This window comes from Candidatus Woesearchaeota archaeon, from assembly GCA_018302225.1.
In the GTDB taxonomy this organism is placed as follows: domain Archaea; phylum Nanobdellota; class Nanobdellia; order SCGC-AAA011-G17; family JAGVZY01; genus JAGVZY01.
The window spans coordinates 17,640-42,767 of sequence record JAGVZY010000014.1 but is presented as its reverse complement, the minus strand read 5'-3'; the positions used below and the strand labels follow the sequence as shown (position 1 = coordinate 42,767).

The 25,128-nt window shown below is 30.2% G+C and carries 30 protein-coding genes; 16 read left to right on the top strand and 14 right to left on the bottom strand.

Annotated features, from left to right (window positions below; translation table 11 throughout):
- Positions 1-16: 16 nt before the first annotated feature.
- Together J4403_04145 and J4403_04140 are read left to right on the top strand one after the other, a co-directional pair.
- Positions 17-319, top strand: a complete 303-nt coding sequence (locus J4403_04145) for a hypothetical protein (GenBank protein ID MBS3167370.1) — start codon at positions 17-19, stop codon at positions 317-319.
- Positions 319-3,324, top strand: coding sequence for a S8 family serine peptidase (locus J4403_04140; protein MBS3167369.1), 3,006 nt, complete (start codon positions 319-321; stop codon positions 3,322-3,324). Before J4403_04145 ends, J4403_04140 begins: the two co-directional genes overlap by 1 nt.
- A gap of 185 nt (positions 3,325-3,509) precedes the next feature.
- On the opposite strand, the gene J4403_04135 is transcribed toward J4403_04140, so the two are convergent.
- The 5 genes from J4403_04135 to J4403_04115 form a co-directional block, all read right to left on the bottom strand.
- On the bottom strand, positions 3,510-3,728 hold the full coding sequence (locus J4403_04135) for a hypothetical protein (protein MBS3167368.1): 219 nt from the start codon (positions 3,726-3,728) through the stop codon (positions 3,510-3,512).
- Positions 3,729-3,778: 50 nt separating this feature from the next.
- Positions 3,779-4,177: a hypothetical protein gene (locus J4403_04130; GenBank protein ID MBS3167367.1), complete on the bottom strand. Its 399-nt coding sequence runs from the start codon at positions 4,175-4,177 to the stop codon at positions 3,779-3,781.
- A 78-nt stretch (positions 4,178-4,255) separates the two neighbouring features.
- Positions 4,256-5,689, bottom strand: coding sequence for a hypothetical protein (locus J4403_04125; protein MBS3167366.1), 1,434 nt, complete (start codon positions 5,687-5,689; stop codon positions 4,256-4,258).
- A gap of 230 nt (positions 5,690-5,919) precedes the next feature.
- Positions 5,920-6,243, bottom strand: a complete 324-nt coding sequence (locus tag J4403_04120) for a hypothetical protein (protein MBS3167365.1) — start codon at positions 6,241-6,243, stop codon at positions 5,920-5,922.
- 25 nt (positions 6,244-6,268) lie between these two features.
- Positions 6,269-6,832, bottom strand: a complete 564-nt coding sequence (locus J4403_04115) for a hypothetical protein (GenBank protein MBS3167364.1) — start codon at positions 6,830-6,832, stop codon at positions 6,269-6,271.
- Positions 6,833-7,435: 603 nt separating this feature from the next.
- On the opposite strand from J4403_04115, the gene J4403_04110 reads away from it, so the two are divergent.
- The 7 genes from J4403_04110 (at position 7,436) to J4403_04080 (ending at position 11,756) form a co-directional block, all read left to right on the top strand.
- Complete coding sequence (locus tag J4403_04110) at positions 7,436-7,762, top strand: hypothetical protein (GenBank protein MBS3167363.1); 327 nt, start codon at positions 7,436-7,438, stop codon at positions 7,760-7,762.
- Between the two features lie 2 nt (positions 7,763-7,764).
- Positions 7,765-8,478 carry an archaeal proteasome endopeptidase complex subunit alpha gene (psmA, locus tag J4403_04105; protein MBS3167362.1) on the top strand — a complete coding sequence of 238 codons (714 nt, stop codon included), beginning with the start codon at positions 7,765-7,767 and terminating at the stop codon, positions 8,476-8,478.
- A gap of 7 nt (positions 8,479-8,485) precedes the next feature.
- Entirely contained in the window at positions 8,486-9,178 is a 693-nt protein-coding gene (locus tag J4403_04100) for a ribosome assembly factor SBDS (GenBank protein ID MBS3167361.1), read from the top strand.
- A gap of 11 nt (positions 9,179-9,189) precedes the next feature.
- Positions 9,190-9,912 (top strand): RNA-binding protein, encoded by a 723-nt coding sequence (locus J4403_04095; GenBank protein MBS3167360.1) that lies wholly within the window; start codon positions 9,190-9,192, stop codon positions 9,910-9,912.
- On the top strand, positions 9,909-10,634 hold the full coding sequence (locus tag J4403_04090; GenBank protein MBS3167359.1) for an exosome complex exonuclease Rrp41: 726 nt from the start codon (positions 9,909-9,911) through the stop codon (positions 10,632-10,634). Before J4403_04095 ends, J4403_04090 begins: the two co-directional genes overlap by 4 nt.
- Positions 10,631-11,413: an exosome complex protein Rrp42 gene (locus J4403_04085; GenBank protein MBS3167358.1), complete on the top strand. Its 783-nt coding sequence runs from the start codon at positions 10,631-10,633 to the stop codon at positions 11,411-11,413. Before J4403_04090 ends, J4403_04085 begins: the two co-directional genes overlap by 4 nt.
- Before the next feature lie 136 nt (positions 11,414-11,549).
- A complete protein-coding gene (locus tag J4403_04080) occupies positions 11,550-11,756 on the top strand; it encodes a DNA-directed RNA polymerase subunit K (GenBank protein MBS3167357.1) in 207 nt (68 codons plus the stop codon).
- An 8-nt stretch (positions 11,757-11,764) separates the two neighbouring features.
- Here the strand turns inward: J4403_04080 and J4403_04075 are convergent, their stop codons facing one another.
- A complete protein-coding gene (locus tag J4403_04075) occupies positions 11,765-12,178 on the bottom strand; it encodes a hypothetical protein (GenBank protein MBS3167356.1) in 414 nt (137 codons plus the stop codon).
- A gap of 127 nt (positions 12,179-12,305) precedes the next feature.
- On the opposite strand from J4403_04075, the gene J4403_04070 reads away from it, so the two are divergent.
- Positions 12,306-14,165, top strand: a complete 1,860-nt coding sequence (locus J4403_04070) for an ATP-dependent DNA helicase (protein ID MBS3167355.1) — start codon at positions 12,306-12,308, stop codon at positions 14,163-14,165.
- Here the strand turns inward: J4403_04070 and J4403_04065 are convergent, their stop codons facing one another.
- Genes J4403_04065 through J4403_04055 form a run of 3 tightly spaced genes read right to left on the bottom strand, consistent with a single transcriptional unit; the run spans position 14,166 to position 15,607 of the window.
- Positions 14,166-14,561, bottom strand: coding sequence for a hypothetical protein (locus tag J4403_04065; GenBank protein MBS3167354.1), 396 nt, complete (start codon positions 14,559-14,561; stop codon positions 14,166-14,168). It lies immediately after the preceding gene.
- Positions 14,561-14,944, bottom strand: a complete 384-nt coding sequence (locus tag J4403_04060) for a DUF2073 domain-containing protein (protein MBS3167353.1) — start codon at positions 14,942-14,944, stop codon at positions 14,561-14,563. The genes J4403_04065 and J4403_04060 overlap by 1 nt, the downstream gene beginning before the upstream one ends.
- 33 nt (positions 14,945-14,977) lie before the next feature.
- Positions 14,978-15,607 carry a 50S ribosome-binding GTPase gene (locus J4403_04055; GenBank protein ID MBS3167352.1) on the bottom strand — a complete coding sequence of 210 codons (630 nt, stop codon included), beginning with the start codon at positions 15,605-15,607 and terminating at the stop codon, positions 14,978-14,980.
- 135 nt (positions 15,608-15,742) lie between these two features.
- On the opposite strand from J4403_04055, the gene J4403_04050 reads away from it, so the two are divergent.
- From J4403_04050 to J4403_04025, 6 genes are all read left to right on the top strand, one after another.
- A complete protein-coding gene (locus J4403_04050) occupies positions 15,743-16,396 on the top strand; it encodes a hypothetical protein (GenBank protein MBS3167351.1) in 654 nt (217 codons plus the stop codon).
- A 43-nt stretch (positions 16,397-16,439) separates the two neighbouring features.
- Positions 16,440-18,173: an ATP-binding protein gene (locus J4403_04045; GenBank protein ID MBS3167350.1), complete on the top strand. Its 1,734-nt coding sequence runs from the start codon at positions 16,440-16,442 to the stop codon at positions 18,171-18,173.
- A gap of 325 nt (positions 18,174-18,498) precedes the next feature.
- The gene (locus J4403_04040; GenBank protein MBS3167349.1) at positions 18,499-18,681 is read left to right on the top strand and encodes a hypothetical protein; all 183 of its coding nucleotides are present in this window, start codon (positions 18,499-18,501) and stop codon (positions 18,679-18,681) included.
- A 241-nt stretch (positions 18,682-18,922) separates the two neighbouring features.
- Positions 18,923-19,237 (top strand): hypothetical protein, encoded by a 315-nt coding sequence (locus J4403_04035; protein MBS3167348.1) that lies wholly within the window; start codon positions 18,923-18,925, stop codon positions 19,235-19,237.
- Between the two features lie 25 nt (positions 19,238-19,262).
- Positions 19,263-19,490 carry a hypothetical protein gene (locus J4403_04030; protein ID MBS3167347.1) on the top strand — a complete coding sequence of 76 codons (228 nt, stop codon included), beginning with the start codon at positions 19,263-19,265 and terminating at the stop codon, positions 19,488-19,490.
- 537 nt (positions 19,491-20,027) lie between these two features.
- Positions 20,028-20,252, top strand: coding sequence for a hypothetical protein (locus tag J4403_04025; GenBank protein ID MBS3167346.1), 225 nt, complete (start codon positions 20,028-20,030; stop codon positions 20,250-20,252).
- A 188-nt stretch (positions 20,253-20,440) separates the two neighbouring features.
- Here J4403_04025 and J4403_04020 read toward each other — a convergent pair whose 3' ends face one another.
- Genes J4403_04020 through J4403_04000 form a run of 5 tightly spaced genes read right to left on the bottom strand, consistent with a single transcriptional unit; the run spans position 20,441 to position 25,013 of the window.
- Positions 20,441-20,710 (bottom strand): hypothetical protein, encoded by a 270-nt coding sequence (locus tag J4403_04020; GenBank protein MBS3167345.1) that lies wholly within the window; start codon positions 20,708-20,710, stop codon positions 20,441-20,443.
- A gap of 58 nt (positions 20,711-20,768) precedes the next feature.
- Positions 20,769-21,650 (bottom strand): type II secretion system F family protein, encoded by an 882-nt coding sequence (locus J4403_04015; GenBank protein ID MBS3167344.1) that lies wholly within the window; start codon positions 21,648-21,650, stop codon positions 20,769-20,771.
- Positions 21,651-21,666: 16 nt separating this feature from the next.
- A complete protein-coding gene (locus tag J4403_04010) occupies positions 21,667-23,061 on the bottom strand; it encodes a type II secretion system F family protein (protein ID MBS3167343.1) in 1,395 nt (464 codons plus the stop codon).
- Entirely contained in the window at positions 23,051-23,302 is a 252-nt protein-coding gene (locus J4403_04005; GenBank protein MBS3167342.1) for a hypothetical protein, read from the bottom strand. The genes J4403_04010 and J4403_04005 overlap by 11 nt, the downstream gene beginning before the upstream one ends.
- A 1-nt stretch (position 23,303) precedes the next feature.
- Positions 23,304-25,013 (bottom strand): type II/IV secretion system ATPase subunit, encoded by a 1,710-nt coding sequence (locus J4403_04000; GenBank protein ID MBS3167341.1) that lies wholly within the window; start codon positions 25,011-25,013, stop codon positions 23,304-23,306.
- Positions 25,014-25,128: the final 115 nt, after the last annotated feature.

Below are 25,128 nucleotides of genomic sequence, written 5' to 3'. Positions count from 1 at the left end.
GGTTTTTTGAGATTATATGAAAAAAAGGATGATTATTGGTGCAATTATAGTTATCTTGATTTTAACAGGTTTCTTTTATTTTAATAGATTTTATTTTAATAAGAAAGACAATCAAATTTTAGATAAATATTCTTGTAACCAAGATTCTGATTGTGTTAAAGGGCAATGCTGTCATCCAAGTAGTTGTATAAACAAGGAGTTTAAACAAGAATGTGGTGAAGATGTTATATGCACTGCTCTGTGTGCTCGATGTATTGATTGTAGGTGTGTTAATAATAAATGTACTTCAAAGCCAGTATTGACTGAAGGATGTTGTTAATGAAATCATTAAAATTTGGTTTGATTGTATTGTTTCTTTTAATTAATATTAGTTTGGGGTTTACAATTAAAACTGCAAAAGTAGATTCTGAAATTGAAAAACAGTTTGAAAAAGTAAAGAGTGAATCTCAAGGGAATGAAAAAGAAATTGAAATTCCAGTTATTATTCAAATGAGAACTTCTGAATTAAATGTAAAACAACAAAAAGAACTTGCAAAATCAGGGGTTTTAGAAAATGAATTTAAAACAGAAAATGTTGGTTTAACATTAAGATTTTTTTCTGGAAAAATGACTGAAAAAGGATTAAATAAATTAAAATATAATGAAGAAATTGAATCAATCTCTTATGATTATCCTGTAAAATTAAGTGTTAATACTGCTCAGATAAATTCAAGTGTGTTAAATACAAAAATTATTGATAATTTAAATATTACGGGTGTAGATAATTCTGTGTGTGTTGTTGATTCGGGTGTTGATTATACTCATGAAAGCCTTGGAGAGTGTTTTGGTTCAGGATGTAAGATTGTTGGCGGTTATGACTATGCAAATGATGATTCTAATCCTCTAGATGATAATGGACATGGAACTCATGTTGCAGGCATTGTAGCTGGAAATGGAACTATTGTCGGTGTTGCACCTGGAGCAAATATTGTTGCTTTAAAAGTTTTAGACTCAAGTGGTGGGGGATCTACTAGTGATGTTGCATCTGGAATTGATTGGTGTATTACTTATAAAGAAAATTATAACATTACTTCAATGACTTTAAGTTTGGCTTTAACTTATGCAAACTTAACAGAAAAAATATTTTCAAGTTATTGTGATAGCAGTGATACAAGTGGTATTGCAGCAGCTGCAAGTGAAGCTGCTTCCTATGGAATATTTGTCGCCGCAGCTGCAGGAAATGATGGTTCTACAGAAGGTATAAGTTCACCTGCATGTGGAATTAATGTTACAAGTGTTGGTGCTGTAAATTCAGCAGATTCAATTTTATATAATCGTGGAAGTATATTGGATGTTTTGGCTCCAGGTGTAGATATTCTTTCTACGAGTTCAAGTCAAGGGTCTGTATGTGGCGCACCAAGTAGTGATGGCTCTGGAACTTGTTCTGGAACAAGTATGGCTACACCCCATGTTGCTGGTGCAGCAATTTTAATTGTGCAATATAAAAGGTTAGAATCTAATACAACTTTAACACCCCAAGAAATTGAATCTTATCTTAATAGTACAGGAATTTTAATCAATGATGCTAGTTCTGGTCTAAATTTTCAAAGAATAGATATTTTAAATGCAACCATAATAAGTGATGGTCTTGCACCTGCATTAGAACTATCTTCTCCACTAAATCAAACATATAATTATAATGAAAGTTTAATTTTAAATTATACAACAAGTGATATTTTCTTAGAAAGTGTATGGTATGGGGTTGATAATACTAATAATCTCTCTTTAAATGGGGAAATAGAATTTAATGTAAGCGATGGAAGCCATAGTTTATTTTTATATTCCAACGATAGTAAAGGAAATATAAATGCAACACAATTAGACTTTACAGCTAGTGGAGATTTACCTTTGAGTTATATAATTTCTCCAAGCGATAATTATATTGGCTCAACAGGAAATTTTACAGTTATATGTAATGCAACAGACAATGTTTTAGTAAATAATATTAGTTTATACCATAATTTAACTGACGAGTTTGTATTAAACCAAACAACTGAAATCTTAAGTATTTTTAATGAAACTGAATTTAACATAACTAATGTTCCTGATAATACTAGTTTTATTTTTGGTTGTTATGCAGCTGATGCAACAACCGAAGGTTGGTTCAGTGAAAATAGAACTGCAATTTCAGATTATAATGATGTGCCCATATTTTTAGATAATTTTAATGATTTGAGTTGGAATGAAGATACTTCAACTGCTATGAATCTAAGTTTAAACTTTAGTGATCCTGATCATTGGGATACTTTAACTTTTAGAGCAAGTGAAACAGAAAGTATTAGTATTTCTATTGAGAACTTAACAGGCATTGCAACTTTTACACCTACATCTAATTGGTATGGTTCTGAAAATGTAGTATTCTATGCTTATGATTCAAGTTTTGCTAGCATAGAAAGTAATAATATTACCTTAACAGTTTCTAACACTGCTGATTGTGGAGATGGAAATAAAGAATCTGGAGAAGGATGCGATGATGGAAATACTGCAAGTGGAGACGGATGTTCAAATTCTTGTCAGACTGAAAGTTCTGGTGGTGGTTCTTCTGGTGGGGGTGGCGGAGGCGGTGGAAGTTCAACTATTGCAAGTACCCCCGTAATTTTAACTAGAATAGTTACTTCTGAAATTAAACCAGTTATAACTTCTTCTGGTCCTATAATTGAAGAAAAAGAATATGAAAACTTGGTGTATTCAGAAAATGATTATCTTGCTAAAGTAGAGTTAGATAATTCGTTAAAACAAACTGCCGAAAGTATTTTTGGAAAGGAGTATAGTAAAAAGATAATTAATTCTGCAGAAGTTTCAAAAAGTATAAAGAGTTCAAAAAGATTAGAAATAAATGAAGATAAAAGTGAATTAAGTGTGAAAATTGAATATACAGGCGAAAAGAATATCAATAAACTCTATATCTATGATGAAGTTGATAAAAGATTTGCAGAAAATGCAGATCAAATTGAAGTTATTACTAATGCTAATATTACTATAATTCAAGCAGATCCAATATTTATGTTTACATTTGAAAATGTAAAAATGAATGAAAGCCAAGAAATAAAGTATTCTGTGAATAAAAAGGTTGATTTAAAAATCAGTGAAATAAAAGAATCTGTTTTTCTTTCAGATATTAAAGAAGAAGTAGACATATTTGAATGGTATAATTATTTAGGAATTGCATTTATTTTAGTTTCGTTAACATTTGGTATCATTGAGTTGGCCAGATATAGAAGTATAAAAAATGAAGAAGAAAGAATAAAAAAACAACTTGAGAGAATGAAAGAAAAAAAGAAATAATTTTTTGTGTGTATTTGTTAACTATAATTTAACGAAATTAAGTTTATTTTAAAAATAAATTATAGTTTCTTAAAAAAACTAAGTTAAATTTTTCTAATTTAACAATAGTTAATATTAAATTTAGAAAAAAAGCCATAATCAGGCCTGGCTTTTTGAAAATTGGGTTTAATGATGAGTTTTCTCATTTAATTTTTGTTGATTGCAAGGTAGGTTAGATAAAGTAAAATGAGTAAAGCACTTATTGTTCCAAACACAAAAGTGCATATTAATGCAGCTTTCTTGATACTCATCTGAACTTTAGGATTTGATGTCCAAATGTAATTGGTAGGGTATTTATTTTCATAATATACAAAATAGCTAAAAGAACTGAATACTAAAGAAATGAAACTGTATAACCTTAACATAATTTTCTCCTTTTAATTGATTTTGATATCCTTGAAATAAATTAATTGAATTAAGATTCAAAAAAGAAATAGACTATATCGCACGCACCGATTAAACCTGTAATAATTAGCATGGCTATGCCTATTGTAGAGGTATAAATGAATAAATGTATTGAAATTGGAAGATTAGAGGGTATTGTTCCAAATACTTCATTTTGATTAGGCCATAACAAATAAGCAAAACTGATTAGGAGGTTAAATACTATTACTAAGTAGGTATGCTTCCGATTGCACTTTCTATTCTCTTCTTTCTCAAAGATTTCGGAATTACTAATAGTAGTGATTGCTTTTTTATCTTTTATTTTGAGCTCAGTTATATTACCTAGAAAAAAAATGAAAGTTATAAAGATGCCCCACATTATAATACCAAAATGAGCAAATTGCATTACTGACAAAGTAGCATTAAACATAAAATTTTCCTCCTGAATAAAAATTAAATTTTAAATTGAAATAAAGCAGGGTAGATGTATAGTCCACCCTGCTAAAATTTAGAAAATAAATTCTTTCAGTCCGAAACGAGTCAAGAGCTTTGAAAAAGCTTTTGATTCATAATGATCTATGCTCGCACTAGGAAAGTTCCAAATGGGTGCAAGTATTGAAATCAGATCTTTCTGTTGATCTTTTGAAAATTTTGATGAAAACAATTCTTCCCAGACCGTATCTTTAATATCATCTGGAGATATATTGTGATGAAATAATCTGGAAAGTAAATCCAGCTTGTTCCACCATTCTTTCAAAAGATAAATCTCGAAATACTTTGCACCTTCAGAAGAATCGTTAAAATAGAAACTGCGAAACCCATAGGCCCCAAGATAATCTTTCACTGCTTGAGGCTTACCTGATCTTAAAAGTGGCCCGATTATCTCCCGGAGTTTATCCTCAAATTTAGGATAACTATTATAATAGGGATATAACTTTTCGCCTATGATTTCTGAAAGCAAAAGTAACTTTCTTTCTTTGCTTTTGCTTGAACCACTTTTTATCTTAGAAATTGCCTCAAGGATTTCAGTTCTATTAAACAACTTTGTGCAATTGGCCAAGCCAACCAGTTGCTTTAGCTGTCTTATGCGCATGAGGGGATTTGCAGAAATGTCTACAAAGTCATCATCTTCATCATCTAATTCTCTCTTAAGAGTTATAGATGACAAGATTTTTGAAAACTCAGCTTTTATAATCTCTTTGTTAAATTCAGGTCCGCAGGAAAAAAGAGAGTATATAGAACTGAGATTATTTAACCTTCCATTCACATCTGTTTCGGTTGCAAGATAATTTAATGAAAAAGAAGTAAGCAACTTAGAGATGCTAGTGGGAGATTCATTTGGAAGTGCTGAACCACCTGAAGGAAAGCAAGTCTTGTACAGGAAAAAGAGAATTCTCAAAGTAGAACGATTTCTTGGCTCCTGGCTTTCTAAGAGTTTGGCAAAAAAGTATGTCCCTTCTTGGAAAGAGACATCACTTGCTTTATCAAACTTACGAAGGAATGAGAAACATTTTTCAAAATAGTAACAGGTTACTTTGTCTTCATCCATTCCAGAAATGATATCCTTAAAATAGGTGTCCATTTCTTCAAAAACCTTCTGAAAAGGAATATTTTCCTGAATAATCGATTGAGGGAATGAAGCATCCAATAAACTATCTGTTAAAGTCTCAACATTGTTTATACCCTTTACACCATCAAACAAATTTCTTACAAAAATTTCCTGATTCAAAGTTTCCTTTTTTTCAGGATACTTTTTTAGAAAAAGTTTGAATGCTCCGATGCTTTTACTGTGGAGAATTAACTCTGACAAATGTTCTGCAGGAATTTCTGGAAAATCAAGATTCTTTGGATCTCCTAATTTTTCCAGAAAAGAATTAAACAAATTCTTGTACTTAATCTGATCCGCGTTTGAAATCTGGGCTACGCCCTGTGTGTTTGACATACTTGGTTACTCCTTTGTCAAATTTTTTAAAATACAAAGAAAAAATTCACCTCCTTTCAAAAAAATAATCAAAGTTTATATCCCTTTACGAAGTGCATAGAAAATTATTCCGAAAAATGAAGTGAGCATAGTTCCTAAGAATAAATTGTCTGGTTGAACTAGCCCAGGAAATGAAATAATCAAATTCGCGATGTGACCTAAAAAATTAAACAAAATGAATCACTTCTCCTTTAAAGAATGTTTCTAAGATTATCAAATCCAAATAGAATTTTGTATCCATTTTTTTCTGGAAACCAAGAAGAGAGCAATTCTGATGCAACCTTTTCTCCCTTTTCTATGTTGTGGGGGATAGAGTTTAAATCATCAAATGCTCTTTGTGCTGTGTCTCGGGGTATGATCTTGTCTCTTCTGAAGATAATATATGAAAACAGACGTTTGGATTTATCTTCACCCTTATCTATGCAAAGTACCCTGTACTTAGTTCCGGCATTTTTAGACGCTTCGTAAAAATGAAAAACCATTAATCCATTTCTTTCTATATTTGTTTCTGACATTTAAATTTCCTCCTTAGTAAAAATATTATTGAGTATCAGAATTAGAATTAAGAAAATGAAATAATTTTATCCTTAACGATTTACTAAAATAGTCCTTTATTTCCTGGGGATATTTATCCAGAATGACTTTTTCATCTTCTTTTCTCCAGATATCTCCCCAGTGTTTTGCACCTACTGCCCTTGTGAGAATTTCTTCTTCTCTGGTAAGAAAATAGGGTGTGTCTGAAAGGTTATTTCTTTTTAGAATTTCTAGATCTTCAGAATATTCTTTGCCGATATTTTTCATTCTAGCCCCCCATAAATAAGCTAATTTCGAAAGTTCTTCTGATACTTGGTATTTTAGATAAGCAACTGAATCTTCTGAATTAGTAATCTTGTGAGTCTTTGTATCTGAAGTGATTGGAATAGGTGTTGCTTTTTGCGAAGATTCCTGGAGAGTGGTGTATTCTATTTGGAGAGAGTTGTATTTTTGTTCAAGTGAAGTATATTCTTTGTTTTGATATAAAAAAAGAGATGCTGAAGCGAGGCAAATAAATATCAAAACTATAAGAAAGAAAATAATTCGTGAGCTAAATATAATCCTTTTCATGACTTCCTCCAAACTTAAAATTTAAATGATTAATTATTTATTCTCTTAAAAGAGGAGTAATTAAAGGCACAACATAAATGCTTATTGCACAGATAAATGAAAGGATTAAATAAGCATAAAAAATGTCTTCTTTAAAGTGATATCTAAAGAAGAATGTTAAAAGAAAAAGAACAAAATAAAAGAGAGTTAGAGTTACAAAAAAGAGAGCTATAAAAAAGGTGGGGGGTTGGTTCTGAATTACCAGACTATGAAAAAAATTAAACATAATAATATCCTCCTTAAAGATTAAAATTTATTTTCCAAGTTATTCCAAGGGTTTTTATTAAAATAAGTTTAAATTAGAAAAAAGTTTGAGATTTAAAACTAAACAAAAATATGCTTAAATTGAAAAAGTTGGAATATCCAAAAATTCAAAGGTATTTCGCCTTTGAAAGGCATCCATATAAGCTCCTATTTCAGTTAAATTAATTCCAAGTATTTATATTTAAAGAGTTTATAAAACTAATCAAAAGGTTTATAAATAATGTTTTGTTTAAGTGTTATTGTGAGAGAGAAAGAGAATAAGAGCAAGATGAGAATTAAGACATTTACTTTCTCAATAATATGTCTTTGAAACCTAGTTTAAGACCGAACAAAAGATATATAGCATTTAGGTTAGAAGAAAAAGCATATTATGATGCAAAGGAAATAAGCAAAAGTATTATTGAAGCTTATTCAAAGCTTAACAAAGACTGTTCAAAAACAGGATTAAGGCTACTTTCTCACGAATTTAATAAAAATAAACAAATAGGAATAATAGTAATAAACCGAGAATATTTAAATAAACTAAAAGAAAGTTTAGAACATACAAAAATAAAAACTTTATACACTTCAGGTGTAATAAATAAGGTAAAAAAGAAAATAGATTCAATAGTATTAAAGGAGGAATAAAAATGCAACAAATGTCAAATCAAATGATGGGTTATGATAGAACTCAGTCAATGTTCAGTCCAGATGGAAGATTATTACAGATTGAATATGCAAAGAAAACTGTAAGACAAGGAACAACTGCTTTAGGTATGGTATGTAAAGATGGAGTTATACTAATTAGTGATAAGAGGATTATAAGTAAATTAGTTGTTAGTAAGAGTATAGAAAAATTATTTCAAATAGATGAGCATATTGGTGCTGCGGTTTCTGGATTAGTGAGTGATGGAAGAATTTTGTTTGAAAGAGCCCAAATAAAAGCACAACAACATAAAGTTACTTATGATGAACCCATAGATATTCAAAGTTTAGTTAAAGATATTTGTAATGTTAAACAAGCCTATAGTCAGTATGGTGGAGCAAGACCCTTTGGTGTAAGTTTATTGTTTGCTGGAATAGATGAAGATGGTGCAAAATTATTTGCAACTGAACCGAGTGGAATTTTCTTTCAATATAATGCAGCCGCAATTGGTGAAGGTGAAACTGAAATTATGGATGCTCTTGAAAAAGAGTATAAAGATAATTTAACTATGGAACAAGGCTTTGCATTAGCAATAAGTATTTTCAAAAAAGTATTACAGAAAGAATTTGATATAAATAGATTCTGTGCATCATATATTGCATTAAAAGATAAGAAATATGTTGCAATAGGACCAAAAGAATTAAAAAAATACGCATGAGGTTAAAATGGATTTCAATAAAGCTACAATTGTAAAATTAAGAAAAGCTGGAGAAGAATTTGAAGTTCTTGTAGAATTAGAAAAAGCTCTAAAATTTAGAAAAAATGAAATAATAAGTTTAGATGATGTTTTAGTCGCAGATACAGTCTATAAAGACTCTAAAAAAGGAATGAGAGCTTCTGAAAATGAAATGAAAAAAATCTTTGGAACTGACGATTCTAGAAAAGTTGCTGAAATAGTAATTAGAGAAGGAAACTTAGAAGTAAATGCAGATCATAAAAGGAAATTGTTTGAAGAAAAAAGAAAACAAATAGTTTCAATTATACACAAAAATGCAATAGACCCAAGAACAAAATTACCCCATCCACCTCAAAGAATTGAGGCTGCAATGATTGAAGCTAAAGTAAAAATTAGCGAATTTAAAAATGCAGAAGACCAAATACAAGATGTTGTGAAACAATTAACTGGTGTTCTTCCAATTAAATTTGAAACAAGAATAATTGAAGTTAAGGTTGCTGCACATTTTGCTGGAAAGGTAAATAATGTTTTGAAAAATTTTGGAAAAATAAAAAAGTCTGAGTGGGGCAATGATGGCTCTTTGAAAGCTGAAGTAGAAATGCCTGCTGGACTTTCAACAGAATTTTATGACGAAATAAATCGAATAAGTCATGGTGAAATAGAAACAAAAATCATATCGTAGGAGGATATAAGATGAGTAAAATATTAGTAGAAAATAAAGATATAGTAACTCCTGGACAAGTCTTGGCAGAGGGAATGGATTATTTGCCGGCTGGAGGAGCATTTAGAGAAAATGATAAAATTGTCGCATCACAAATGGGATTAGCAAATGTTGATGGTAGACTTATAAAAGTCATTGCTTTAAGTGGAAAATACGCTCCTAAAAAAGGAGACACAGTAATAGCAAAAGTTGTTGATATAAATGTTTATGGATGGAGATTTGAAATAAATTGTGCATACCAAGCATTTCTTTCAATGAAAGAAGCAACACAAGAATTTATAACAAAAGGTGCTGATTTAACCAAGTTTTATGACTATGGCGACATAGTTGCAACAAACATTTTAAGTGTTTCAGCTACAAAAACTGTTGATTTATCAATGAGAGGACCAGGATTAAGAAAATTAATTGGTGGAAGAATTATTGAAGTTGCACCTTCTAAAGTTCCAAGAATAATTGGAAAACAAGGAAGTATGATAACTATGATAAAAGAAGCAACAGGTTGTAAAATTGTTGTTGGACAAAATGGTTTAATTTGGATTTCTGGAGATAATGCAGAAGCAGAATTAAGAGCTACTGAAGTTATATTAAAAATAGAAAGAGAAAGTCATACTGAAGGATTAACAGACAAAATAAAACAGCTTCTTGAAAGCGAGACTGAAAAGAAAAACAGTAAGGACAAGGAGGCTAAAAAATGAGTTACGACAAAAGAGTAGACGGAAGAAAATTTGATGAACCAAGAAAAATGGAAGCTAAAGTTGGCGTTGTAAAAAGAGCTGACGGAAGTGCCATGTTTAGAATGGGAGATACAATAGCTATAGCTGCTGTATATGGCCCAAGAAACCTTTATCCTAAATTCTTACAAGATCCTCAAAAAGGAATATTGAGATGTAATTACAACATGCTTGCATTCTCAGTAGATGAAAGAATAAGACCGGGTCCATCAAGAAGAAGTAAAGAAATCAGTTATGTTACTGAATCTGCACTATCAAGTGTTCTTGACTTAAGTCAATTTCCAAATGCAGTTGTAGATGTATTTATAGAAATTATACAAGCTGATGCTGGAACAAGATGTGTAGGAATAACTGCTGCTGCAATGGCTTTGGCTGATGCAGGATTGGTTATGAGAGATTTAATAGCTGCAGTATCTGTTGGAAAAGTTGGAGATAAGATAGTTGTTGATCTTAACAAAGAAGAAGAAGATTATGAACCAAAAGATGGACACAAATCTGTTGATATACCTGTTGCAATTTTGCCTAGAACCGGTGAAGTAAGTTTATTGCAAATGGATGGGGAATTAAAAGCTGAAGAACTAATAGAAGCTATAGAAAAAGCAAAAATAGCTGCTAAGAAAATAAATGAAGTTCAAAGAGAAGCTTTATACAAAAAATACAAAGAAATAGGGGCTGATGAAAAATGAGTCAAATTAAAGCTTCAAAAGAATATATTTTAAAATTACTTAAAGAAGGAAAAAGATTGGATGGAAGAAAATTAGATGAATTTAGAAAACCAATAAAGATTGAATATGGGATAAGCAACAAAGCTGAAGGAAGTGCGAGAGTAATAATAGGTGAAACTATTGTTGCAGCTGGAGTTAAATTAGAAGTCGGCGAAGCTTATCCTGATACACCTGATCAAGGTGCAATTATGGTTGGTGCAGAAATGTTACCCTTATCATCTCCTGATTTTGAAATGGGGCCGCCAAACAATAAAAGCATTGAATTGGCAAGAGTTGTTGATAGAGGTATAAGAGAAAGTCATGCAATTGATTTGAAAAAATTGTGCATAAAATCTGGAGAAAAAGTATGGATGGTTTGTATTGATATCTATACTCTAAATGACGCTGGAAATCTACAAGATGCAGCATCATTAGCCGCATTAGGTGCATTAATGGATGCAAAATTACCTACCTATAATGAAAAAGAAGACAAAGTTGATTATAAGAAAAGAACAGGAAAAATTCCACTTGTAAGAAAACCTCTTGAAGTTACTTTAATTAAAATAGGCGATGAAATTGTTGCAGATGCTTCTTTAGCAGAAGAAGAAGTGATGGATTCTAAGCTAACTATTGCAGTTGATGACAATGGGATGTTATGTGCACTGCAAAAAGGTGGCTCTGGAACTCTAACTTCAGAAGATGTTAAAAAAATGACTGCAATTGCTATTAAAAGAACTGCAGACTTGAGAAAAGTTTTGTAAGCCATTCTACAAGGAAACCTTTGTAAAAACAAAGGGTTGTTGGTCTCAACCAACAAAATCTCTGTAAAACAGAGAGTTGTTAGCTTCGCTAACAAAAGGTTTATAAACGCTTTCTTTTTTATTTTTTATATTCAAAATGATTCAAAATACTAAATACGAAAAAGCAAGAATAATTGGTGCTAGAGCCTTACAAATAGCTATGGGTGCACCTATAATTGCTAAGCTAGGAAAAGAAGATTTTGAGAAGTTACATTACAATCCTATTGAGATTGCAAAGTTAGAGTATGATAAAGAGATTATACCTTTAACAATTAAAAGGCCAATGCCTCAAAAAAAAGAGTAAAATTATTTTTAAAAATGAATTTCTTTTTTGGTTATATCTAATTTATTTATATCATAAAAAGTTAGTAAAGCATATCGTTCAAATAGATTAACTAGGGCCCAATCTTTTTTGTTTGATACTAGAGATATATTTGAACTCTTTTTTGTAGAGATATAACCATTAAAATAATCATATAATTTGTTAAAGTTTATTCTTCTTTGTTTAAAATCATCACAAATATCATCTATTACATTTGGTTGCCAAGGATATTTATCTGGATGTAAATTGATTTCTTGATTATCTAAAAGGGTATTAATAATATAAGAAGGAATAATTCCTTTTTTTAATGATTTAACTATATTTTTATATTCCTCACTAGGAAAACCTAGATTAGTTAAATCTGCGCAGTCTATAAGGTCTTTGTTTATTCTTAATTTACCCATAATCTGAAAAGCTAAATAAGCTTTATAAAACTAATGAGCCAAATTTTCTTTTAAACAATTTTAAAGGATACCTGACATCCTGACATAGATGCAGAGGTTATATAAATAGGAGTTATATCCTCAAAATATGGAAAAAATATTTCCTTATGAAAAGATTAGAGAGTCACAAATAGACTTAATTAATGATATATCCTTAGCAATAAAAACTGAAAATCACTTAATTGCGCATGCTCCAACAGGTATTGGAAAAAGCGCTGCATCTCTAACGGCTGCTTTAAAATATGCACTAGAAAAGAAAAAAACTATTTTTATTATAACTCCTAAACACACACAACATAAAATAATTATAGAAACTGTGAGATTAATTAATCAAAAAACAAAAGTAGTTGCTGCAGATTTTATTGGAAAAAAGTGGATGTGTTGTATTCCTGGAATTGATACTTTATCAAATCAAGAATTTTCTGAATATTGTAGAGAAGCAAAAGAAAAGGGTTTGTGTGATTTTTATTCAAATACTCGAAAAGGAAAGGATTTGACGACTTTAGGAAGCTATACTGCTGAGCAAGCAATGCATAATCCATTGCATGCTGAAGAATTATGTAGTTTATGTTCACAAAAAAGACTTTGTCCTTATGAAATAACTGGTGCAATTGGTAAAGAAGCAAATGTAATAATTGGAGATTATTATCATATGTTACAACCAAGTATAAGAAAAAATTTATTATTAAAAACGGGAAAATCTATTGATGATGCAATTGTTATAATTGATGAAGCGCATAATGTTCCTTCTAGAGCAAGAGAAATTTTAACTACAGCTACAAGTTTAATTGCAATTAAATTTGCATTAAAAGAGGCAAGAGCCTTTAATTTTGAAGATGCCTTAGACAAGATTAAAGTTGTAGGCGATGCTTTAAATGAACTTTATAGTAGGTTGGATTTAAACACTCATGAAATTACAATCAAAATTAATGAATTTGTAGATAAAATAAATATAAAATATAATTATTCTAAATTAATTAAAGAATTTGAAAGTTTAGCTGAAGCAGTTAGAGAACAAAGAAAAAAATCTTATATTGGAAATCTTGGTGCATTTATGAGCTCTTGGCTTGGTCCAGATTATGGTTTTGTGAGAATATTAAAACGAGTTTTTAGTAAACATGGAACTAATGCAGTCTTGACTTATAGATGTTTAGATCCAAGTTTTTGTACAAAAGAATTAATCGAAAATGCACATTCTGTAGTCTGTATGTCAGGAACATTAACACCCTTAGAAATGTATAGAGATTTAATGGGTTTTGATAATAAAACACTTTTAAGAGAATATAAAAATCCTTTTCCAGAAGGAAATAAATTAAGTTTAATTATTCCAGATACAACTACAAAATATACTGCACGAGATGAATCTATGTTTAAAAGAATTGCAGGAATTATTGCAGGAATAACAAACACTGTTCCAGGGAATACAATTTTATTTTTTCCATCTTATGATTTAAGAGATAAAGTATATATTTATTTTAATAAAATTTCAAGTAAAACTGCTTTCTTAGAGCAAAGAGGTTTAAAGAAAAAAGAAAAGAATGAATTACTTGAAAGATTTAAATGTTATAAAGATGTAGGTGCAGTTTTATTAGCAACATCTTCTGGAAACTTTGGTGAAGGAATAGATTTAATGGGAGATTTTCTAAAAGGTGTGGTTATAATTGGTTTACCATTAGATAGGCCAAATATTGAAACTAAAGCTTTAATTGATTATTATGAAAATAAATTTAAAAAAGGGTGGGATTATGGTTATATTTTACCTGCAATAACAAGAGTAATGCAAAATAGTGGAAGATGTATTCGTTCTGAAACTGATAGAGGAATAATTGCTTTTGTAGATGAAAGATATGCTTGGGAAAGTTATAGAAAATGTTTTCCTAATGATTCTAATTTGAAAGTAACTAAAAATTATCTTGAAGAGATTGATAAATTTTTTAAGAAAAATTAGTTAATTGGCTTTTTTCTTATTATGCATTAATTGAAAGCTTGAAGCAATGTCAATAATATATTTACCTTCATCCATTTTGTAAATTAAAGGATTTCCATCAAATAAGTGTAATAAATCGATCTCGAATTTCCCTGGTTCTAGAACTCTTATACTTTCGAAATCAAGGATAACTGGTTTGTCTTCATCTTGATCACCAATTATTTCTCTTATGTCTACTTCAATTTGTTTTTTCTGATCTTTTGAAAGGTTAACAATTTTATCTTCTTCTTTTTTTAAATTATCAAATTGTTCTTGTCGAATAAAATAGAAAAATTTTCCACCACATTTACATCCAGTTAAAAGTTCAGCAGAACCATCCTCATAATAAGAACCACACTTTACACATCTGTGAGGCATTAACTTCTCCTAACTGAACTTGTCAGTAAAGTTATTTTATCTGGGTCTCTTTTGATTTCTTTGATTATACTTGCAGGACCAATTATTGTTAATCCTTCTCGTTTTCCAAGAAGTAAACTGTAAACTGTTTTGGAAAAAGATTCTAACACTGTAAGATTTTTTGAGCTTGAAGAGATTGTACAAATTTCAATTCCTTTAAATTTTCCTTTAATCTCTTGCATGGTAATTTCTATTAATTTTGCTTCTTCTAGAGAAGATAATTTTCCTTCTAATAAAATTATTTTTTCTGCTTTTACTATTTTTAATAATTTTCTTATTTTTTCTTCTGAACTTAAATGTTGTAATTCATAATGTGGAACATATTGCAATTGCAGTTTTACCATTTTTTCATAACCTCTTTTTTAGACTAATTCAAATTAAACTAATTCGAATAATGATTCGTAAAAGTTTTCGATATTATCTCCATATTCCGCTGAAATTCCTAAAACTTTGTATTGTGGGAATGCAGCTTCTATTTTTTTCAAATCTGCTTTTTTTAAATCAACTTTGTTTGCAGCAATTAAAACAGGAATGTTTCTTGCGGCAATATTGCCAATAATAGTTATATTAACTTGAGAGTATGGATCCATCGTACTATCTAAAACAACAATTATTGCATCCATATCATCTAACCATTTTATGGATTCAACAACACCTTTTGTTGCTTCTTTTGCTCTATCTCTTGCTTCTTTTCTTTTTAAACCTTCTTTAAGAAAATCTTCATAATCTATTCTTGTTGCGATTCCAGGTGTGTCTACTAAATTAAAACTTAACTTTTTACCTTTTGATTCGACAGTAATTTTTTCTTTAATGTGAATCTCTCTTGTTTCATGAGGAATATTGGAAACTGAACCCATTTCTTCTCCAATCCAATCTCTACAGATCCTATTTGCTAGAGTAGTTTTACCAGAATTTGGTGGGCCGTATAATCCTAATTTGATTTGCTTCTTACCTCTGAATAATTGCTTAAAGAATTTATTAAAAAATAGACTTAACTTTTTTAGCATGTATTTTTGCTATTTTAGATTGTTTTTAAAGTTTTCTATGCAGTAGAATAGAGATTATTTTATCACTAATAAGTAACCAAAAGGTTTATAAATAAAAAGGTTATTCCATTGTTATTACGGGGCTATTCCGGGTTAATGAATATGAAAGAAGATTTACTTGCAGGATTTTTAGATGAAGATACTAATAAAGGTAAAACTCCTGTTAAAGCTAATCCTTTTAATATACCTCTAACACCTCAAAAATCTAAAGAGGTTTTACAAAAATCAATTCCACCTATAGCACCAAAAATGCAAGAGTCTTTTGTGAATAATCCTCACCATTATACTATGGATTTTCAGCAAAGACCTGCTAAACCTATTCAATATATAACTCCACCACAATTAAGACAAGAAAATCCTTTGAAAGTTCCTGAAGATGAGGATGATATGGATGCTTTGCTTAAAGAGATTCAAGGTTCTGGAATTGATTCTCTTAAAGAAGTAATTAATGATATTAATATTCTGATTGAGGCAAGAAAGATGTTAAATCTAGAATTGTTTAGAGATTTAGAAGCTATAAAAACAGATATTAATAATTATATCTTACAACTTGGAACAGATACAGATGTCAATAAAGCAGAGCAATTAAAATTAAGACAGAAACAAGTAGATATAGAAGAAATAAAAATTCAAGAGAAATTAAATTGTTGGAGAGATATTGCTAACTTAAAAGAAGAATTAAGAGAAAGAATAAAAGAGTTTAGAGAAAAAGAAAGTAGTCTTGCAACTATAGGAAAGATACTCGAATAAAATGGGCTTTTATAATCCAAATCGTCATCAACAGGGCAATAGAATGAGACCAGAGAATTATTTAACAGTGCCGGAAATTTGCAGGAAATTAAAACCAATATTTGGTAAAAGAATTGATGTTCTTTTTTTAAGATATACTTTGTCTGATGACTTAAATCAAAAAAGAGAAATTGAGCAAACAATAAATGCACTTTATCAAAAACATTTGAGTGAAAGTTTATTGGTTGAAGAATTATTATTAGAGCCTCCAGAACAAGGTATTGTAAATGGAGAATATCCCCTAGGAAAAATAGTTTATGCAAATAAGCAGCTTTATACTTTTGGTTTACGAGAGTCTGACTGGCCAAGACATGTTTGTATAACAGGTATGTCTGGTTCTGGAAAAACTAATTTTGCTTTTCAGATATTATTTAATTTTATAAAAAAACAAAAACCGTTTATCGCATTTGATTGGAAAAAGTCTTTTAGACCTTTGATGTTAATTAATGAAGAGATTTTATGTTTTACAGTTGGAACGGAAAAAATAAGTAATTATTTTAAATTAAATATAAACAAACCTCCAAAAGGGGTTCCACCAAAAGAATGGATAAATATTCTTTGTGATATTTTAAATGAAAGCTTCTCTGCAAGTTTTGGAGTACATAAATTATTATCTGAAACTTTAGACAGAACTTTTACAGAATTTAAAGTGTATGAAGGTTCTGAAAACTACCCAACTTGGTACCAAATAAAAGATAGATTAAATGAAATGCAAAATGATAAAAAGTTTAGAGGTAGAGAATCTGAATGGTTAGAAAGTGCTTTAAGAATTGCTCATTCTTTAACTTTTGGTGCATTCGGTGAGGCTTTAAATTATAAAGGCCCAGATTCTTTAGATATAGAAAAATTAATGTCTAAAAAGATAATATTTGAATTGAATTCATTAGATACTGCAGAAAAGAAATTCTTCTGTGAATATATGCTAACTCATATATTTAAATTGAAAAAGGCCAATTATGAAACCAAACATAATTTTGAATCTGCGATTTTAATTGATGAGGCGCATAATATTTTACTTAAAGATAAACCTAGTTTTATGAAAGAAACTGTAACTGAAATGATTTATAGAGAAATTAGAGAGTATGGGGTTAGTTTGATATGTTTGGATCAGCATATCTCTAAGTTGAGTGATGTTGTTGCAGGTAATAGTGCTTGTGAGATTGCATTCCAACAGACTTTACCCCAAGATGTTGATACTATTGCAAATATTATGCAAATGTATGATAGAAAAAAATTCTTCTCTATGTTGCCTGTTGGTTCAGCAGTTGTAAAGCTTGTTGAAAGATTTCATTTACCTTTTATTATTACTACGCCTTTAATACCTTTAAGAGAAAAGATAGTAACAAATGAACATGTCCATAACTTTATGACTGAAAAAATGAAAAATATGAAAAGAATAGAGATATTTAATGAGTCTGTCAAAGATTCTGAGTTAAAAAAGAAAATAGAAGACTTATACCATACCTTTGGGACTTCAGGTGTGGGAACAACAGAAAGTTTTTTAAAGGAACAACTTGATATTTCTAATTTATCAGATATTTCAGAAGAAGAAAACAAATTTATCAATGCAGTTAAGCAGAACCCAGGTTCTGGCACAGCAGAGATATACAAACTTTTAGGCGTATCAGCTCGAAAAGGCAATATACTTAAAAGTCAAGTAATGGCAAAAGGATTAATCAAAGAAGTTGTTGAAAAGAACGACAAAGGTTGGAAAAAGATTCTTGAAGCCATTAAGTAAGTGGAATAGACTGGAAAAACTGGTTTTATTTCTGATTTTTTTAGATTTAGGGATAAATTATTTTCTGAAATAAATTAAATTCTTTTGAAATATGTGCGGAATACCTTGGAATTGTTTGAATTTATGGTGGGTTAGCATGGCTGAATGTTTCATTTTGAGGCAGATTAATTTTATGGTTATATTCATCTGCCTCCTTTTTTGAAATTAATAAGGGTAGGGATTCTCAGGGAGCAGGTCAATTTTGAAATTATAATTGAGAAGTTATAATATGTCTGCTCCCTCTTTTTGAATTTAATTCATTTTTAAATAAATTTAGGAGTGATTTATGAATCTGGCGAAACAACTATCTAAAAAAGAAATAAAGAAATTTTTAAGTGAAAATTTTGAAAGATTAAAAATTATTAAGGTGGCTGTTCAAAAAGAGATTAAAGCAAATGAAAAACTGAGAAAAAAACTTGAATCCGGGGAAAATCCATTTCGAAATCAACAAATAAAAAGTTTTGTTTAAATAAAGGCTGAAAAAGGAGTAAGCAATTACATCCTTATTTTCTATGACAGCCCGCTTGTAAATTTTCAATGCTTTTTTAAGCTGAAAATAAGCGGGTTGAAAACAATTTCAATGTGTAATAAATTTCTTAAACAAATTTTAGGAGGTGAGATATGATTTGTTTTAAAATCATGGAGAAGGGGGTGTATGAATCTTTATTGCCCCTTTCACGTCCAGATTGGGTCAATTCAAGGAATAGGGAATGTACCAAGGAAAGAAATTGTTCAAGGATGAACACAAAAAAATAGAAAAAGAGGTACATATGCTAAAACTTAGTGATCCTTTAACTATTAATCTCAAAAAAAGAGCAAGAACTCCTGAAGAGAAAAAAGTTGTGCTTGCAGCTATCCAGGCTGTAGAAGTATTCAGAGAGAATGGAAGAGATATGAGTATCCATATGGGTAGAGATGGAGAAGGAAACGAGCAGATTATTAAAATCCGCAGTAGCGAACCTTTGGACAAGGCACTTCATAGTGCAGTTACTTGTGCTCTCACTAATCATCGCAAGAAATTCTAAAGTTTGTTAAAAAGGAGGTTGAAAAATGGCATCAAAAAATGCGATAATGGTGGGTGAGAACAAGAGTGAAGCTGCCGCGGGTGTTTCAGTCAAGGTTGGAAAGATATACCATATCTTTGAGACTGTGGAAGATGTTCCTCAGCATCTTAAGGATTTGATTGTTTCTGACAGCGTTATTATAACTGGTGGCAGGAAAAATCGCAATAGCAATTCTTCGATGTTTTTCAAGCGTCAGCTCAAAAGAGGGAAGTAGTTTGTTCTTTTCATAGAAAAAAGATGAGTAATAAAAATTTAAAATTATAGCTATTTCTGCACGATTAATGCAGGAAGAATTCGCACTGATTTAGTGCAACTGGAATTTCTTTGCAATATTATTAAGTGCAATGAGTTTTGCTATAGTTCTTACTTGTGCTTAATCTAGGGTATATCGGTTCGATTAAAGCAGCCCAACAAATAAACCTCAATGGGTTATCTTGTCTCTGCTTTTTGAATCTAATCGTTTAGACTATTTTGCAAGGAAATTCCTTTTATTTTATGTATGGCGCCCCGAATAATTAGGCCTTGACTTAATTTATAATTAATGATGTCATAAGGATATCTACTATTCGGGGCGCTTTTAATTTTGAAAACAAGCCAAGAAGAGATATATTTTTTATTTGTTTAATAAAAGCTACTTCAACCACCTAACCTTGCATAAATCATGCACTCTCATAAAAAGTGTATGTAATAGGTGTTAGATAAGTAAGTGTTGGAGTGGCTTTTTAATTTTCTATTAAAGGAGGTAGATAGTATGGGAAAACCAGGTGACGGAGCAAAAAAGCCGAATGATGGCGGGAGGAAACCTGATGAAGGTTTCAGTTGTGAAGGCGCGAGCACATCAACTGCAAGAGAAAGCAGAAAAGGATTACATGCAAAAAATGAAGGCTGCAGCGATAAACCTGATGGCGGAGCGCATTCCAACAAAATGCATCATGTCCAAGCCGGCGCGAAGTGTGAAAAAGAACGCGGAGACTAGAGAAGTAGCTACTAACTGTTCCATTAAAAAAAGGCATCTTCTTTAATTTCTATAAAAAGAAGTTGAGAGTGCCTTTTTTATTTCTCAGAATATTAACTATTGTTAATATTTAAGATTAAAAAATAAAATTATCTCTCACAACAATTTTCTAAACTTGCTTGTTTATCTTTATCCAAATCAGATTCGTGTTAAATTTTTAGGATTTCAAATAAACAATTAGTAACATCTTTTATTTCAGATATTGGGCTATTATAGGTTATCTTATTTGACAAAGGTGTTGAATGAATGTCTAAGACTTCTCCTTTTTGAGATAGGGTGCGCATAATATTAATATAATAATTAATATTATCAGGAACTATTTCTTGCTTTCTTATAACGCGATTATATAGTTCTTGTGCTTTGTTTATTTCATCTTTAGAAATATGTACAATAATTTGTTTATATTGCTGTTCATCCATAAAATAACCGAGAAATTAAAGATTTAAATAGCTTTTTTTTAGTTTATAAATAAATTATCTAAAATGTAGGGGGTGCAAAGGTTAACATAATTAAAGCAGAGGTAATAACTAAAATAACTGCGTGTTTAATTCCATCTTTAAAATGTCCTTCTGAGAATTTACCTATCATCAAACCTGCAAATAAACCTTGAATTAAAATTAACGCTGTAAATATCATTGAGAAATTTAAATTTGATTTTGCAGCAGCTACTCCTGCGACTGAGAGTACTCCGCCTGCACCACTCAAACCAGTACCAATATCTACAGCCATGTCTGCAATCTTTGGAAGCAATTTAACTTCTAATAACAACATAATTCCTAAAAATACAAAGAAAACTACATAACCTTGCATAGTTTGAGAATATGAACTTGCTTTCATTTCTTCTTTTAATTGTTTGACTTCAATAACTGAATTAGAAACACTTTGAAGAACATCACCCATATCTCCACCACTCTCTTCTGCTTGTATAACAATAGCCATAGATCTTTTGATTACTGCGTTTTTAGTATCATAAGAGAATCTTTTTAGTGCTTCATGAACTGGAATTCCCCATTCAAGTTGGTTTGCTAATTTTTTTATGTAAGGAGATAATGCACCATAATCTTCTTCTGCAACGTGCTTTACTGCTTGAGGTATTGGAATTCCTGAACCTACAGTTTCTACTAAATTTCTAACAAATTCTAAGAATTTTGTTTCTATTTCTTTTTGTCTTTTATTTTCTGCTAAGAAATCTAATAAGAAAGGCAAAAATATAATTACTATTGAAACTACTAAAGTTGGCCAGAACCACCTTGCATTTATTAAAGCTAATTGGAATGTAACTAAGACACTTGCAACTAATAAAATTATTCCTACAAATATTGAAATTGCGTGTTTTGCACTAAATTTTATTTCATACATTTTTATTTTTCCCAGTTTATATTTCCATATGAGTAATATTAAGGAAAGCCATAAATATTATATTAAGGAAAGGTATTAAACCAAAAACACCTATTAAACCTATTGTGTTTATGGATACTCCACCTAAGCTTGCTAAGTCTGGAATAGCATTCATAATTGCTAAAATAACTACAAATAATAATGGGCCTGCGATAAGTAATGCAGTATAAATTTCTGAATAAGTTGATAAGCTTTCAACATACTTTTTTCTATCTAATCTGTAAGTATTCATAGAATCTTCTGCTTTTCCTTTTAAATATAATTTTAAATCACCACCACTTTCTATTGTAGCTACAATACCATTTAATAATTCTGAAAATTCTTTTGAAGGTGTAGTGTTTGCAACTAATTTTAAAGCAGTTGTTAAGTTATAACCAAATAAATTAATATAATTCATTAAACGTTTAATTTCATTTGCAAGTTCACCATATTCTTTATTATCTAAAAGCATTTGAAATATAGTTATAGGCTGAGCACCAGAACCTGCAACTGCAGACATGTGTATTGTTGCAAAAGGAATACTGTTTTTTATGCTTCTACGTCTATCATCTACTAGCATAGAAGGATAATAATAAGTTACTGCTGCAGCTATAACTGCAGCTACAAACCCTGCAGCAAAACCTTTTAAAATTGCAAGAGGTATTGAACCTCTTATACTTAGAATAGTTACTATAATAAAACCAAATATTCCTCCAAGAAGACCAGCCATAAAAATCATATTAACATAAGTTTTGGAAAATATTTTCATGCCTGAAAGGTTTAATGAGTAAAATAAATCTTTGAAAGTTTGAGGATTTTTTTCAATATAATCAGAGGTAATTGAACTGAAAAATCTGTTTGACATTGCTCCAAAAGTAGAGGTTTGATAAGCTGAATAAACCTCTTCTTTCTTTAAATCTTTTTGTGATTTGGTTTGTTTAGTTAAATTTTCTTTAATTTCTTTTAGTACATAAGGATCTAAGTTTAATTCTTTTGCGAGTCTTTTTGAATCTGCTCTAAGAGGATTTTCAGAACCATATTTTTTTCCAGAATTATTTTCTGGTATGGGTGTTTCTGAAATTTGTTTTGGTAAAACAAAATCTTTTTTTGAAAGACTTGTGGAATTTAAGGTTAATAGCTGGAAAGTGAGGTTTAAGGCATTCTCTATAGCGGTTTTAACATTTTCTAGATAGTATTCGTGCCATTGGTTTTCAGTTTTGTCTTTAAGCAATTTTTTCATTGACGTTTGGAATTGCTCTTCAGTTATTTTCTTTTGAGATTTCCAGGTTCTTAATTTTAATATATAATCTTCAAAATTCTTTTTATAATTAGAATAGAGTATTGCTCTATTTACATTCTCTATTATTTTTCGTGTGCTATCACTAAGCGACATTTTCTAATTCTTCCTGGAGAAGATTTTTTAGTTTTTCTGAAGCAGAGGAGATAAATTTTTCTAATTCTGCAGTTTTTAATTTTAATTCTTCTATTCTTTTGTTTGAGTAGGCAAGTTTATCTCTATCTTTAAGAAGAGGTTTATTTTTTTCTAGTTTTAACTTTTCATCTTTAAAAGATTCATATTCAGAAATAACCTTATTTAATGATTCTACAGTCTGCTTAGCCAGTTCTAAACTCATTTTAAGCAAACCTCTTTTTTAAGTTTTCAAACCATCCTGCTTCATTTTTTGGTTGGGTTTGTTGAGTTGGTGCTTGACCCAATTGATTAATTTGAGGAGTTTTTTGCTGTAGTGAAGGACGGGCAGTTATAATTTGAGCATTTGTATCTATGTTAAACTCTTTTAGAATGTCTTTTGGATTTTTATAATATCTATGGATTATTTCTTGTACTTTTTCAGAATCAAATATTTTTTTATTAAGCATTTCCATTAATAATTTTGAACGTATTCTAAATTCTGAGGCCAATTGTTCTTTTGTAACTCCATGGCGTGTAGTTATTTTTTCAAATATTCTACTTTGTGTTTTGAAAAAGAATCTGTCTGTTGCAGGATCCCAAACAAAAGGAGTATTAAGTTTAACATCTCCAAGGGTTTGTCCTACTGAAACTACTTCTTGAATAGCTTTTAATCTTCTTGCAGGTGCACCTTTTATAGTTACATGTGCCATTAAACAAACTGTGTCTAAACTTTCTACTAAAGCAGGAGAAAGATTTATTGGTGGAGTTTCAAGTCTTCTGACTACAGTTGGAACATCATTTGCATGCATTGTACCAAAGCTTGGATGACCTGAGGCCATACCCTGAAATAAAACATAAGCTTCTGCACCCCTAATTTCTCCAACTATAACATAATTAGGATTTTGTCTAAAGCTTTCTTTTAATAAATCAAATAATGTAACTTCTCCGTGTTTTCTTCCTTCTATATCTACTGAACCAGAACCTTCTCTTGCAACACTTGGAAGCCAGTTATCATGAGATAATTGCAATTCGTGAGTATCTTCAATACTTACTACTCTTGCTTGTGGGGGAATAAAAAAGGCAATTGTATTTAACAACGAAGTTTTACCTGAACCTGTCCCACCAACCATCAAAATATTAAATTCATATTCTACTGCTAACCATAAGTAAGCCATAATTTCTGGACTAAGAGTTCTTGTTTCTATCATTTTAGTTGGTGTCCAAGGTGTTTTTGTGAATTTTCTAATTGTAAATGTTGGACCTTTTGAAGAGACATCTTCTGTGTATGTTGCGTTGACTCTTGATCCATCCGGCAGTGAAGCATCTAATAAAGGATTTGAATAAGAAACATAACGTCCTGATTTTTGTGCAAGTTTTTCTACAAAGTTTGCAAGTTTTTTCATATCAGTATAAGCAACACTTGTTCTAATATTTCTGAATTTTCTATGGACAATATAAATGGGTGCACCAAGCCCATTACATTCTATATCTTCAATATGATAATCTTTCATTAAAGGTTCAATTTCATTTAAACCAACAAAATCTCTGTAAATATAATACATAACTTTGTAATAAGTATCTTCAGTGATTTTTAATCCTAATTCTGAGATTAAAAGTTTTACATTTTTTTCTAGATATTCTATAACTGTTTCTTTTTTGTTGACAGCTATAAAGCTCATATTAATTAATTCTTTAATTCCTTCGCTAATTATATTAAGAGTTTTTTGTTCTGATTCATCTATTATTGGCTCTTCAACTTGATAAATAAGTTCGTTTCTAGAAGAATCCCAATAAATATGGGCATAAGCAAAGGGTTCTATTAAGGGATATCTTACATCTACCTGATCTTTACTTTTAAAATCTGGAATTACAGGTATTTTTTGTTCTTCTTGGATATTAAAGCCCTCTTTTTTAGAGTCTTCAGATTCAGGCACAATATCACCTCTTTTTTAAATCAAAAGAAAACTTTACTTTTAAATGTTTTGGTGAGAAAATGAGTTAATTTTGATTAGATAGCCTTGAATGATAAGGTTAAAGTAAGATAAAAAT